14 protein-coding genes are annotated in these 13,310 nt (G+C 36.3%); 10 read left to right on the plus strand and 4 right to left on the minus strand.

The annotated features are described in order from the left end of the window. The first annotated feature begins 12 nt into the window (after positions 1–12). Positions 13–1,581, plus strand: a complete 1,569-nt coding sequence (locus AC1DTM_RS11215) for an amidohydrolase (RefSeq protein ID WP_016106349.1) — start codon at positions 13–15, stop codon at positions 1,579–1,581. A 235-nt stretch (positions 1,582–1,816) separates the two neighbouring features. Here AC1DTM_RS11215 and AC1DTM_RS11220 read toward each other — a convergent pair whose 3' ends face one another. After that, positions 1,817–2,620 carry an NAD kinase gene (locus AC1DTM_RS11220; protein ID WP_016106348.1) on the minus strand — a complete coding sequence of 268 codons (804 nt, stop codon included), beginning with the start codon at positions 2,618–2,620 and terminating at the stop codon, positions 1,817–1,819. A 204-nt stretch (positions 2,621–2,824) separates the two neighbouring features. Between AC1DTM_RS11220 and AC1DTM_RS11225 the strand changes: the two genes are divergently transcribed. The 5 genes from AC1DTM_RS11225 (at position 2,825) to ackA (ending at position 7,189) form a co-directional block, all read left to right on the plus strand. Then, on the plus strand, positions 2,825–3,463 hold the full coding sequence (locus tag AC1DTM_RS11225) for a DUF2953 domain-containing protein (protein WP_477000234.1): 639 nt from the start codon (positions 2,825–2,827) through the stop codon (positions 3,461–3,463). 12 nt (positions 3,464–3,475) lie between these two features. Beyond that, complete coding sequence (gene ytfJ, locus AC1DTM_RS11230) at positions 3,476–3,871, plus strand: GerW family sporulation protein (protein WP_000350005.1); 396 nt, start codon at positions 3,476–3,478, stop codon at positions 3,869–3,871. Between the two features lie 135 nt (positions 3,872–4,006). Next, complete coding sequence (gene tpx, locus AC1DTM_RS11235) at positions 4,007–4,507, plus strand: thiol peroxidase (protein WP_002015549.1); 501 nt, start codon at positions 4,007–4,009, stop codon at positions 4,505–4,507. Positions 4,508–4,709: 202 nt separating this feature from the next. Then, a complete protein-coding gene (locus AC1DTM_RS11240) occupies positions 4,710–5,696 on the plus strand; it encodes a class I SAM-dependent methyltransferase (RefSeq protein WP_002112255.1) in 987 nt (328 codons plus the stop codon). A 299-nt stretch (positions 5,697–5,995) separates the two neighbouring features. Then, positions 5,996–7,189, plus strand: a complete 1,194-nt coding sequence (gene ackA / locus AC1DTM_RS11245; protein ID WP_002160234.1) for an acetate kinase — start codon at positions 5,996–5,998, stop codon at positions 7,187–7,189. A gap of 24 nt (positions 7,190–7,213) precedes the next feature. Here the strand turns inward: ackA and AC1DTM_RS11250 are convergent, their stop codons facing one another. Next, positions 7,214–7,645, minus strand: a complete 432-nt coding sequence (locus AC1DTM_RS11250; protein ID WP_016106346.1) for an NUDIX hydrolase — start codon at positions 7,643–7,645, stop codon at positions 7,214–7,216. A gap of 179 nt (positions 7,646–7,824) precedes the next feature. On the opposite strand from AC1DTM_RS11250, the gene AC1DTM_RS11255 reads away from it, so the two are divergent. Next, the gene (locus AC1DTM_RS11255) at positions 7,825–8,658 is read left to right on the plus strand and encodes an EcsC family protein (RefSeq protein WP_016106345.1); all 834 of its coding nucleotides are present in this window, start codon (positions 7,825–7,827) and stop codon (positions 8,656–8,658) included. Positions 8,659–8,689: 31 nt separating this feature from the next. On the opposite strand, the gene AC1DTM_RS11260 is transcribed toward AC1DTM_RS11255, so the two are convergent. Further along, entirely contained in the window at positions 8,690–9,352 is a 663-nt protein-coding gene (locus tag AC1DTM_RS11260; protein ID WP_002015542.1) for a YitT family protein, read from the minus strand. An 867-nt stretch (positions 9,353–10,219) separates the two neighbouring features. Here AC1DTM_RS11260 and AC1DTM_RS11265 point away from each other — a divergent pair. Beyond that, positions 10,220–10,414 (plus strand): hypothetical protein, encoded by a 195-nt coding sequence (locus AC1DTM_RS11265; protein WP_002112246.1) that lies wholly within the window; start codon positions 10,220–10,222, stop codon positions 10,412–10,414. 28 nt (positions 10,415–10,442) lie between these two features. On the opposite strand, the gene AC1DTM_RS11270 is transcribed toward AC1DTM_RS11265, so the two are convergent. Further along, positions 10,443–10,760: a hypothetical protein gene (locus tag AC1DTM_RS11270; protein WP_016106344.1), complete on the minus strand. Its 318-nt coding sequence runs from the start codon at positions 10,758–10,760 to the stop codon at positions 10,443–10,445. 166 nt (positions 10,761–10,926) lie between these two features. On the opposite strand from AC1DTM_RS11270, the gene AC1DTM_RS11275 reads away from it, so the two are divergent. Beyond that, the gene (locus tag AC1DTM_RS11275) at positions 10,927–12,132 is read left to right on the plus strand and encodes an argininosuccinate synthase (protein ID WP_002164979.1); all 1,206 of its coding nucleotides are present in this window, start codon (positions 10,927–10,929) and stop codon (positions 12,130–12,132) included. Continuing rightward, positions 12,129–13,310, plus strand: a 1,182-nt coding sequence (gene argH / locus AC1DTM_RS11280) for an argininosuccinate lyase (protein ID WP_477000235.1), incomplete at its 3' end; no start/stop codon positions are given. The genes AC1DTM_RS11275 and argH, both read left to right, overlap by 4 nt.

Below are 13,310 nucleotides of genomic sequence, written 5' to 3' on the forward strand. Positions count from 1 at the left end.
GGGGATGAGTATATGGGAGAAATTTGGCATGGCGGAAGCATTTATACGATGCGAGAAGAGAATGAAAAAGTGGACGCCGTTTACGTTGAAAATGGCATCATTGTTGATGTGGGGAATAAAGATGAATTAGAAAATCGATATTCGGAAGTGAGGTCGTGTGACTTACAAGGGAAAACGATGATTCCAGGGCTTGTTGATAGCCATATGCACCTTATTGGGCATGGGGAGAGGTTACTTCGTCTAGATCTATCAAATTGCAAATCTTATAGCGAAGTGCTTACCCTTGTTCAGAATCGAGTAGAAGAAGCACCAAAAGGCTCTTGGATTATCGGAGAAGGATGGAATGAAAATAATTTTACAGATACAAAACATGTTCATATACGTGATTTAGATGAGATTTCTAAAGAACATCCGATTTTATTAAAGCGCGTTTGTCGTCACGTGACATGGGTGAATTCATACATATTGCAAGAAGCGAACATAACAGAAGCGACGCAAGATCCAAAGGGCGGAAAAATTGGTCGTGACTCATCAAATAAATTAACAGGACTTTTATATGAGCAAGGACAAGAGTTAATTAAACATGTTCAGCCTGAAATAGATGGAGTGTATTTGCAAAGGGCTCTGCAAACAGCGATTTCAGACTGCTGGCAATACGGATTAGTTGGCGGGCACACGGAAGACTTAAATTATTATGGCGGCTTTGAAAAAACGTACAATGCGTTTTCACACGTTATAAAAGAAATGCCATTTAAAGCACATTTGCTCGTTCATCATGAAGTAGCGAATGAGCGAAAAGAATATGAAAATGAGCACTATATTGAATTTGGGGCGATGAAGATTTTTTCTGACGGTTCTTTTGGCGGAAGAACAGCTTTATTAAGTGAGCCGTATGAAGATGCGCAGGAAACGAATGGAGTTGCGATTTTCTCACGTGAAGAGCTTGCAGGGTTAGTGAAGAAAGCACGTGATTTACATATGCCAGTTGCGATTCATACAATCGGTGATTTATCACTAGAATATGTCATTGATGCGCTTGAATTATATCCACCAGCAGAAGGATTACGTGACCGCATTATTCATTGCCAGCTTGCCCGTGAAGAATTAATTGAAAGAATGAAGAGTTTGCAAGCAATTATTGATATTCAGCCCGTCTTTGTTTCATCGGATTTTCCGTCAGTTATTGAAAAACTAGGAAAGCATCGTCTTCGTTACGCGTACGCTTGGAAGACATTACTTGGCGCAGGATTGCACTGCAACGGTGGATCTGATGCTCCAATTGAACAAGTGAATCCGTTTTTAGGTATATATAGTGCTGTTACACGTAGAAGCTTTATTGACGGCGTATGCTATATGCCAGAAGAAAGATTAACGGTATATGAGGCGGTTTCTTTATTTACAACAGGAAGTGCGTATGCAATTGGAAAAGAAGCAAATCGAGGGCAAATTACAAAAGGATATGAAGCAGACTTTACGATATTAGACCGTAATGTTTTTGAAATTGAGGCGGAAGAAATAAAAGAAGTACAGGCAGAAATGACCGTCATTGATGGGGAGATTGTTTATAGAAAAGATGTGTGAAAATATATCAGCGATTTTCGGAATATATCGACCGCAACTCGAAATATATCAGCGATTATTGAAATATATCGACCGCAATTCAAAATATATCAGCGATTTTTAAAATATATCGATTTACCGACAAAAGCTGACAATAATGGCGACTGCATAGTAAGAGATGGCTGCCCACACCAATCGGGGGAAATAAATAACCGTCGAATTATGGAAATCCCATAATTCGACGGTTATTTTATTACTATAAAAACGTTCTCTGTACTTTTTCCCAGAAGGAATTGTTTTTTAATTTAACAGTTTTAATTTGTTTATCGCTTAAACGAACAACGGCTTTCTCCACTTGTTTAATGCTAAGTGCTTCGTTATCCATTCCGATAACAGGGTAATCATTGCCATCTGGTCTAAGTGTTAAAGTTAACGTACGCTCGTGATTTAAAAGAAACGGTGATCCGAGTGTACGGTATGTGTTGTTATTTAAAGATGCTAGTTCGCTTACTTGGAAACATGGGATAAGTGGATCGACAACGGCACCATGTAATGATTTATTGTAAGCGGTACTTCCTGTTGGTGTGGAGATAACTAATCCATCACCTCTAAATGTTTCAAAATGTAAATTGTCGACGTGTACATCTACGACAAATGTTTTAATGATGCTAGAGCGTAATGAAAATTCATTTAAACAATGGAAAGATGTACCGTGATCTACATCTACTTTAATTGTTGGATATTTTCGCACTTCAATTTCGTTTTTTGTAATTTCTTGAAGGGCTGTATCAATGTGATCGATGTGGAAATCGCAGTAGAAAGAAATTTCATCTTTCGTAGAAATACCTGCGTATAAGCAATCTTCTCTAAAGCCAGTTTTACGAACGGCTTGTAAGAAAGTTCCATCATTTCCAACACTGACGATAGCGTTTGCATTTTTTGGATGATCTAATATGGTAAATCCATTCTCCTCTAAAATACGATATACTGGTTTCATTTTTTCAACGAGTGTTACTTTGTCATCACCATAAAAGAAAAATAAATTGCGACGATTTGCCATTATGTATCCCTCCACTGCAGTTAAATTTTCTAGTTTTAGTGCTGCATATCATCAGATTTCATTCTGAATAATATGCTCAAATAGTATATTTCGATATGAAATGTCAAAATCCCTTTTTATTTTTAGAAAAATTTTTATATTCAATTTTATCAAAGGTTGTTTAATGATGAATAAACTTGTCGATAATGGGTATGGAGTGAAAGGATGGTACGAATGAAATGGCTCGTAATTGGAATGATAATTCTTCTACTTTTTATTTTGCTAATACTATTATCGAAAATATCGCTTAAGGTGACGTTTTTATATTCAGAAATGGAAAAACAGTGTTTATTTCAAGTGAAAATATGGATGATTCGATATACGTTTGATGTATTGGAAAGAATTGAAAAACAGCAGAAAAAAACGGGGCAGAAAATCGAAAAAGCTGAGAAAGATGGCGGAATAGATAATAAAATTATGGCACAACTTGATAGCATTGGAGAACYGATAAAAAAGCTTCAAGAAGTTCATACTATTGTTAAAGATTTTCTCAAACGAGTGAAAATCAATAGTTGGAAGTGGCATTCACAAATTGGAGCAGGYGATGCGGCTAGTACTGGAATTGTCACTGGGTATGCATGGGGGACAAAAGGAATGGCTGCTGGAGTTGTAGGACAATATATGCATATTGTCGACGTACCAGAATTTGAAATTACCCCTGTTTTTCAAGGGAAAGGATTTGCATCAAGGTGTGAGTTAACAGCATCTTTTCGTATATTTCGTGCTATAAAAACGGGTATCAAATTACTCACGTTTATGAGAAGACAAAGATCTGGTACGAACGAAAAATCAGTTCAATCATAGGGGGGATATAAAGTGGACCATCCAATTCAAGGTTTAATGACAACTGCAATGCAGCATTTAAAACAAATGACTGATGTAAATACAATTGTTGGTGACCCAATTAAAGCGGCAGATGGAAGTGTAATTCTTACCGTTTCGAAAGTCAGTTTTGGATTTGCTGCTGGTGGAAGTGAATTTGGTAAAGTAGAACATTCAGGCCGTCATCCATTTGGCGGGGGAAGTGGTGGAGGAGTTTCTATTAATCCTGTTGCCTTTCTTGTTATAAATGGAGAAGGTGTGAAAGTATTACACTTAGATAAGCAAACACACGTCATCGATAAAATAATTGAATTAGCGCCACAAGCTGTTGATAAAGTGAAAGAAATGATGGATAAACGAAAAGAAGATGATCCTGAATTTCAAATTTAACGAATAAAGAAGCTGATCAGTGGATTAGCTTCTTTAATTTTTTTGTAAATAAAGCGATTTTATTTGCATTATCGATAGGGACAAACTATCATTTACATTGTACATATTTTGTTTAAAATAAGGGAGGATTTTTAAGTGGCAAATGTAACTTTTAAAGGTAACCCAATGACTTTAGTTGGAACAGAAGTTAAAGTTGGCGATCAAGCGCCTAACTTCCAAGTATTAGCAAATGACTTATCTCCAGTAAGTTTAGAAACATACAAAGGTGAAGTGAAATTAATTAGTGTTGTACCTTCAATCGACACAGGTGTATGTGATGCACAAACTCGTCGTTTTAACGAAGATGCAGCAGGTATTGAAAACGCGAAAGTATTAACAATTAGCGCTGATTTACCATTCGCTCAAAAACGCTGGTGTGCAGCAAACGGTTTAGAAAATGTTGTAACACTTTCTGATCACCGTGACCTTTCATTCGGTGAAGCTTACGGCTTAGTAATGAAAGAACTTCGTTTACTTGCTCGTGCAGTATTCGTAGTAGATAGCAATGACAAAGTAGTTTACGCAGAATACGTAGGCGAAGGTACAAGCCATCCAAACTATGAAGCAGCATTAGAAGCAGCTAAATCTGCGAAGTAATAATGTGAAGGAAATGACCTCTTATAAAGAGGTCGTTTTTTCTCATATATTGCTGCTCAATGGTACCAATATATGAGAAAAAACGTTATATCATATATAACTTAAAAGGGAGCTCTTTACAGGAGGTCGCTTTTTCTTTTTGGAAAAAATCACTTTGTGGTATGATATAAGTTATGTGTAAAAGAGAGAAGGAGGAATGTACGTGAGTCAGGCAGTAGAAACATTATTTTCTATTTTTGATTCTTCTACGGTAGTTTTACGTAAAGAATTAGATGTAACATATTTAGAGGCGCTTGTAGAAACAGGTGATAACTTGTTTGAGGGAGCGATTTTACAAGAGGAATTATCCGAATCAACAATTGAAAGGTTGAATCGTGAATATAGTACGTTTAATGAAGAAACATATAAAGGGGAAGAAATTCGTAAAGCATTTCAGCTAGCCATTTTAAAAGGAATGAAAGAAGGCGTGCAAGCGAATCATGAAATGACGCCAGATGCAGTTGGAATGTTCGTGAGCTACTTATTCCATAAATTTATGCAAGGTCAAAAAGAAATTACAGTTTTAGACCCTGCAATTGGAACGGGTAACTTAATGACTACAGTGTTTAATAGCGCCAAAGAAGAACTAGCAATGAGTGGATTTGGTGTAGAAGTGGATGAAGTGCTAATTAAACTTGCTTTAGTAAATGCGAATTTACAAAAGCATGCAATCGAATTCTTCCATCAAGATGGACTAGCGCCACTTTATATTGATCCAGTTGATGCAGTTGTTTCAGATTTGCCAATTGGTTACTATCCAAATGAAATCGGTGCAAGTGAATATACATTAAAAGCAGATGAAGGAATGTCATATGCGCATCACTTATTTATTGAACAAAGTGTGAAACATACGAAAGAAGGCGGGTATTTATTCTTCTTAGTACCAAACTTCATTTTTGAAAGTGATCAAGCGCCAAAGCTACATGCATTCATTAAAGAAACATGCTTTATTCAGGGATTGTTACAGCTACCTGTTTCCATGTTTAAAAACGAGAAAAATGCAAAAAGTATATTTGTTCTCCAAAAGAAAGGCCAGGATGTAATAATGCCGAAACAGGCACTATTAGTGGAATTACCTAAATTCTCCAACATGAAGGCTATGGAGAACATGATGGAGCAACTAAATACGTGGTTTGCAACACATAAGTAATGCCAGATATATGTAACAGGGTTAGTAAATAATGTAGTACAGTTGTATAAAATATGGAATATTTTTTAATATATACAAGATTTAACTGAATCTTTTTGAAATCTGTAATATATTTTTTTTCTTGGTGTTACAATTTTTTCACTTGAAATATATGTCGGACGATGTTTAAATTAAAATCGTGAGTATAAAATTTACTAATGATGAAACGTTTTCATAATGAGTGAATTTAATTAGATAAAATCGAGCGGTTTGTGGAATGATCCACACAACTACCAAGAGAAAAAGGGGCGAAAGACTAGATGTCAAAAATCATCGCGATTAACGCAGGAAGCTCTTCCTTAAAGTTCCAATTATTTGAAATGCCAAGTGAAACAGTATTAACAAAAGGTTTAGTAGAACGTATCGGTTTAGAAGATAGTGTCTTCACAATTACTGTAAATGGCGAAAAACAAAAAGAAATTACAAACATCCCAGATCATGCAGTAGCAGTTAACATGCTTCTTAAGAAATTAACTGAAAACGGAATCGTAAAATCTCTTGATGAAATTGGCGGTATCGGTCACCGTGTTGTACACGGCGGCGAAAAATTTGCTGATTCTGTTTTAATTAATGATGAAGTATTAGCTGATATCGAAGACTTAAGCGATTTAGCACCACTTCACAACCCAGCAAACCTTGTTGGTATTAAATCATTCCAAGAAGTACTACCAAACGTACCAGCAGTAGCAGTATTCGATACAGCATTCCACCAAACAATGCCGGAATCTGCATTCCTATACAGCTTACCATATGAGTACTATGAGAAATTTGGCATCCGTAAATACGGTTTCCACGGAACTTCTCATAAATACGTAACTGAGCGTGCGGCTGAATTATTAGGTCGTCCAATTGAAGGCTTAAGCCTACTTTCTTGTCACTTAGGTAACGGTGCAAGTATCGCAGCAGTAGAAGGCGGTAAGTCTATCGATACTTCTATGGGCTTCACTCCACTTGCTGGTGTAACAATGGGTACACGTTCTGGTAACATTGACCCTGCGTTAATTCCATACATCATGGAAAAAACAGGCCAAACTGTAGAAGAAGTAGTTAGCGTATTAAACAAGAAGAGTGGTATGTTAGGTCTTACTGGTTACTCTAGTGACCTACGTGACATCATTGCGAAAGAAGAAGAAGGCGACCACCGTGCGAAAGTAGCACTTGACGTGTTCGTAAGCCGTATCCATAAATACATCGGTTCTTACACAGCTCGTATGAAAGGCGTTGACGCTATCATCTTTACAGCTGGTGTAGGTGAAAACAGTGCAGTTATTCGTGAGCGCGTATTAGAAGGCCTTGAGTACATGGGTGTATACTTCGACGTAAAACGCAATAACGTATTCGGTGAAGAAGCATTCATCAGCTTCCCACACTCTCCAGTAAAAATTATCGTAATTCCAACTGACGAAGAAGTTATGATTGCTCGTGACGTATTACGTCTTGGAGATATTGGTTAATATATGCATGAAAAAGACGAAATCCTAAAGGATTTCGTCTTTTTTTTGTATATATTTTAAAATTCGATCTGGATATAGTATTTTTTCCTTTTGAATGAATGCAGTGAGGGGAATCCATTTTGCATATGAGGCTGTTTGTTCATCTTTTATATTCAGTATCTCTATTTCATATAGTGATGTGTCTAATAAGCGTAAAGAATATAGTTGAATGATTTCATGACCAATTTCCTCACCCGAATAAAAAATATTTTCTAAGCATCCTAAATAATCGGTAACTTCTATTTCTGCATGAAGCTCTTCTTTAAATTCTCGAATAATGGTATCTGCTGATTTCTCACCAAGTTCAATTGAACCGCCAAGAGGACGATAATATGTTTCGTCGCCTGTACGATATTCTTGTACGAGAAGTCGCTCTTGATGTATAGCAATGCCAAAAGCTTTTGCACGTGGATACATATGTATAATCGCTCCTTATTTGTTTTGTATAAGGATGATTATAGTGTAGCTAAGTAGAAATTGATAACATATATTCGGATAGATGTTTGGACTTAGGCTGTAAATAAAGAACATGCCATGTACAAGCATATTTGCAAATATGATACAATAGAAAAAAATCGAACGAGGTGGTTGTTGCGATGCGATCGAAGCGAGAACAAGCCATTTTAGAAAATATAAAAGAGTGGGAAGGGCAATTAGTAGAGCAAGAAGCGACCGATTTTCAAAAGATGTTTGATAAGTGGTTACATACTACAGCTGCAAAACTACCTGAGAAAAAACGAAAAGACTTTTTTACGAAAGCAGATGGATGGCTCTTTCATTTGCATGCACTTATTCAAAGTTCACAATCACAGTTAGATGCACGTAATCGTATTTTAGGAACGTCGAGATTATTTGATGAATCCATTGAGCAACTTGAAGATTTGAAGGCGTTATCTATTGATCAATTAACATACATAGCAGAGCAGCAAACAGCACGTCATCGTCTATATTCATTCGTACAAGGCGGAGCAACAGGTGCTGGCGGTCTATTATTATTAACGGCTGATTTTCCGGTTATGATTGCATTAAATGTGAAGGCTGTACAACTTATTGCGACATCATTTGGGCATGATGTGAACAAGCCGTATGAAATGATGCTTGCGTTAAAGGTATTCCATGCAGCATTATTGCCGGCGAGACTTCAGCAATATGCATGGTACAATTTACTGAGAGAACTTGAGCAAGAAGATTCATTCTTTTATGAAGGAGACGAAGAGGTGTTAAAGCCAGCTTCTACTGAGGTTGTGTTAAAACAAATTTTGAAGACATTTTCGATTTATGCTCTTCGTCGCAAATTATTCCAAGGCATTCCTGTACTTGGAATGGCAATTGGATCTACAGTGAACTATCGCTTAACGAGGAATGTTACTGAATTTGCAAATAAGTTTTATCAAGTACGCTACATATTAGAAAAAGAAAAGAGAGCATGAAAAAAAGCGAGAGGCCGAAGCCTTTCGCTTTTTAGTTTGTCGCATGTTTTTTGGAAATTGGAATAGAAACGGGTTGCTTTGCTGCTTTCTTTTCTGTTTTTGGATAGTAAATTAAATCCAATGTTTTTGCCTGTACGGCAATCGAAAGAATAGTAAAAGCAATTTCTGTCCAATTTAAATAATATAATGAAAGCGCAAGAACAATCGCGTCAAAGACGAAGAAAATTTGCCCAATTGTAAACCGAGTTCGTTTACTTAATATAATTGTTAAAATATCGTCTCCACCGGTTGCACCGCCAAATCGCAATATAAAACCGAGTCCAATACCAGCTAACGCACCGCCAACTACTGCAGCTACAAATAAATTATTTGATAAATCTACCGTAAAAGGAGAATAATTTTCCATAAGGGAATAAAATACTCCGAATGAAAGTGAACCTAAGAATGAATAGCCAACCATTTTTCTACCTAAAAATGAAGCACATAGTAAAATAATAGGGATATCCATTACTACAGTTGAAATAGATGGTGAAATATCATAAAAATTTTGGATAAATAGTGCAATACCTACAAAGCCACCTTCTGTTAAGTGGTTTTGGAAGTGAATGTGATATAGCGCTGCTGCTAAAATAAATGAACCGATTAAAACCATAAAAACTTCTTTAATAATTTGTCGACTTTGGATGTTCCTCATCGTTATTCCTTCTTTCCGTAGTTAGTAGTCCTTTTGGTGTTGTAAACTAACTACGAGCTCACATGTAGCTTTCAGTTAGTTTACGTAAAACTAACTACGCTATATGTCGCTGAAGAAATAACGAATAATCCTCTCGTCCATCAATTCTCCCTACCTTCGTTTTAGTTTAAGTCTTAAAGCGACTAAACAAAACGTGGAGTAGAATTCTTCATTTAGCAATCCTGCTCTTCTTTGTTTTGTTTAGCTAGTAACAATTAAGTCCTAAACAAAACGCTATGTGTAAGAAGAGTCTTTTTTTTGCCAAATTATCCTTCGGGCAATCATAATTTCCCCACTCTCGTATTTTTTTCGCTAGACTAAAGTATCTGAGCTGAAAAATACGCTACGTGTATGATTCGTCAATACGATGCCACATGCTCCTTCGAGCGATCATGATATCAAAATCCCTTCCTTCAAGATTTATATTATTATATCATACTTTCAAAAAATGCATGCGGATGGAAACCGACAATAACCGGAGGGAATCTACAAAAATTGTTATCTTTAAATATTTTTGTAGAAAAGCCTAAGTGATTTTGTAGGATTGGGCAGTTTTTAGAAGTTTGTCCAATAAGTAAGAAAAGATAGCTGTTTATTCAGTTGTATTTTTTTCGTCACTTTTATCTTTAAAAAATGCATCCCAACTAATAACACTTAAAAAAGTTAAAGCGATAATAATGAAAGCTCGCATACATTAAAGGCCTCCTTTCATTCATAAATACGTTTCATTAGTATATGAACGAGATGATTTGTGATGTGTCATTTTTTACAAGGATTACTTGTTGTGAGGTTATATTAATATAAATAGATAAAAGGGGATGATGAATCATGTTCAAAGATATGTTCAAGAGAAAGGAATTAGTATGTGCAATTTGCGAGAAAAAGATTCAATATGAAGAAGAACTTGTTGCTTTTGTGAAGTTGCCGAAAGAAAGAAGTATATTAGTAGGCCCGTTTGATGTATGTTTAGCAAAAACGGCGCAAGAAATATATTGCAAAGCTTGTTACGATAAAAAAGCATGACCCAAAGTAAATGAGGGGCATGCTTTTTTCATTGGTGTGCTTTTCCCTCAGATACGTTTTGGATTAGACGATACCAAAGCCAAAGATCGTTAATAATTGAAGCGAGATCGGCAATTTCTGAATTAAGCCTACAGGAAATTTCGAAATTATCTTCGTTATATAAACAATGTTGTTTTTGATTAATATGATGTTCAAGCTCTTGTATACGATCAGGTATTTTTCCGCGAATTTGCTCCCATTTTAATAAAATAGAATGCTGCGCTTGTTCAGAGATGTCTTCCCATTTTTCTTGTATGTTCGGCACTTCAATTCCTAGATGTTCATTGTATATAAAATACTTTTTCATAGACACCCCTCCAGTTTCYTGCCTCTATTTTACATAAAAAAAGAAAGAAGTTCGACGGAATTGTTTGAAAAAAATTATAAATTCCCCTTGATTCATTTTATGAAAGGTGATAAAGTTTGGATTATTATAAGAAAAGATGAATATTTATTCTTTAGGGGGATGCAAAATGGAGAAGAAAAAAGTTGTATTAGCATATTCCGGAGGTCTTGATACTTCCGTTGCAATTAAATGGTTACAAGAGAAGAATTATGATATTATCGCGCTTTGCTTAGATCTAGGGGAAGGTAAAGACTTAGCGTTTGTAAAAGAAAAAGCACTTTCAGTAGGAGCAATTAAATCATATATGATTGATGTTCAAGAAGAATATGCGAATGAATATGCATTGATAGCGATGCAAGCTCACACGTTATACGAAGGGAAATATCCTCTTGTCTCTGCATTATCTCGTCCGCTTATTGCGAAAAAATTAGTAGAAATTGCAGAGCAGGAAGGTGCAAGTGCAGTTGCACATGGATGTACAGGGAAAGGGAATGACCAAGTTCGTTTTGAAGTTTCTATTCAAGCGTTGAATCCATATTTAGAAGTTATTGCGCCTGTACGTGAATGGAAATGGTCACGTGAAGAAGAAATTGCATATGCAAAAGAAAATGATATACCGATTCCAATTAATTTAGATAGCCCGTTTTCAATCGATCAAAACTTATGGGGACGCAGCAACGAATGTGGAATTTTAGAAGATCCATGGGCAGCGCCGCCAGAAGATGCATACGAGATGACATTAGCATTAGAAGATACACCGAATAAACCAGAGTTTGTAGAAATCGGATTTGAAGCAGGAGTACCGACGACTTTAAACGGCACTGCATATTCACTTTCAGAATTAATTAAAACGTTAAATGCCCTAGCTGGAAAACATGGTGTTGGACGTATCGATCATGTAGAAAATCGCCTTGTCGGTATTAAATCTCGTGAAGTGTACGAATGCCCAGCGGCAATGACATTAATAACAGCGCATAAGGAACTTGAAGATTTAACACTTGTGAAAGAGGTCGCTCATTTCAAACCGATGATTGAGCAAAAACTAACAGAATTAATTTATAACGGTTTATGGTTCTCACCTTTAAAACAAGCACTCAATGCTTTCTTACAAGAAACGCAAAAAAATGTAACAGGTACAGTACGTGTGAAATTATTTAAAGGTCATGCGATTGTAGAAGGACGTAAATCTGAGTACTCTTTATATGATGAAAAACTTGCAACGTATACTGCCCAGGATGAATTTAATCATGATGCAGCAGTTGGTTTCATTTCATTATTCGGTTTACCTACAAAAGTATACAGTCAAGTGAATCAAAAGAAGGTGGAAGCGTGAGCAAACTTTGGGGCGGACGTTTTACAGAAGAAGCGGAAGCATGGGTAGAAGAATTCGGAGCTTCTATTTCCTTTGATAAGCAATTGGTTAGCCAGGATATAAAAGGGAGTATTGCACACGTAACGATGTTAGCAAAGCAAGGCATCGTTACGAAAGAGGAAGCAGAGAAAATCAAGATAGGGCTTCAGTATTTATTAGAGGAAGCGAAAGAAAATAAATTGAATTTCTCGGTAGAAGCTGAGGATATTCATTTAAATATTGAAAAGATGTTAATTGAAAGAATCGGTGAAGTAGGAGGGAAACTTCATACAGGCCGAAGCCGTAACGATCAAGTAGCGACAGATATGCATTTGTATTTAAAAGAAAAAGTAGAAGATATTATAAAAGCTACAAAACAATTGCAAACTGTTCTTGTTCATCAAGCTGAAAATAACATTGAAACCATTATGCCTGGTTATACGCATTTGCAGCGCGCACAGCCTATATCGTTTGCTCATCATATTCTTGCTTACTTTTGGATGTTAGAGCGCGATGTGAATCGTTATGAAGATTCGTTAAAGCGTATTAACATTTCACCATTAGGAGCAGGAGCACTAGCTGGTACAACATTCCCGATTGACCGAGAATATAGTGCGGAACTTCTTGGATTTAATGGAATCTATGAAAATAGTTTAGATGCGGTAAGCGATCGTGATTTCATACTGGAGTTTTTAAGTAACTCATCTATGCTTATGATGCACTTATCACGCTTTTGCGAAGAACTTATTTTATGGAGTAGTCAAGAATTTCAATTTATTGAGATGAGCGATCAATACGCAACTGGAAGCAGTATTATGCCGCAAAAGAAAAATCCGGACATGGCGGAACTTATTCGTGGTAAAACGGGCAGAGTATACGGCAATTTATTTAGCTTACTTACAGTAATGAAAGGATTGCCGCTCGCTTACAATAAAGACTTACAAGAAGATAAAGAAGGAATGTTTGATACAGTGAAAACAGTAGAAGGATGCCTTCATATTATGGCAGGCATGCTTGAAACGATGACTGTAAACAAAGAAAAAATGGGGCAAGCTGTGACGCAAGACTTCTCTAACGCAACAGAAATTGCTGACTATTTAGCAAGCAAGGGACTACCGTTCCGTCAAGCTCATGAAATTGTTGGGAAGTTAGTTCTACAT

This window comes from Bacillus sp. P4_D3, assembly GCF_056401855.1.

What these genes read in the sequence shown, in the direction of transcription:
- AC1DTM_RS11215 (WP_016106349.1), top strand. Translation starts at nt 13, where the DNA reads ATGGGAGAAATTTGGCATGGCGGAAGCATTTATACGATGCGAGAAGAG.
- AC1DTM_RS11220 (WP_016106348.1), bottom strand. Translation starts at nt 2,620, where the DNA reads ATGGCAAATCGTCGCAATTTATTTTTCTTTTATGGTGATGACAAAGTA.
- ackA (WP_002160234.1), top strand. Translation starts at nt 5,996, where the DNA reads ATGTCAAAAATCATCGCGATTAACGCAGGAAGCTCTTCCTTAAAGTTC.
- AC1DTM_RS11250 (WP_016106346.1), bottom strand. Translation starts at nt 7,645, where the DNA reads ATGTATCCACGTGCAAAAGCTTTTGGCATTGCTATACATCAAGAGCGA.
- AC1DTM_RS11255 (WP_016106345.1), top strand. Translation starts at nt 7,825, where the DNA reads ATGCGATCGAAGCGAGAACAAGCCATTTTAGAAAATATAAAAGAGTGG.
- AC1DTM_RS11260 (WP_002015542.1), bottom strand. Translation starts at nt 9,352, where the DNA reads ATGAGGAACATCCAAAGTCGACAAATTATTAAAGAAGTTTTTATGGTT.
- AC1DTM_RS11265 (WP_002112246.1), top strand. Translation starts at nt 10,220, where the DNA reads ATGTTCAAAGATATGTTCAAGAGAAAGGAATTAGTATGTGCAATTTGC.
- AC1DTM_RS11270 (WP_016106344.1), bottom strand. Translation starts at nt 10,760, where the DNA reads ATGAAAAAGTATTTTATATACAATGAACATCTAGGAATTGAAGTGCCG.
- AC1DTM_RS11275 (WP_002164979.1), top strand. Translation starts at nt 10,927, where the DNA reads ATGGAGAAGAAAAAAGTTGTATTAGCATATTCCGGAGGTCTTGATACT.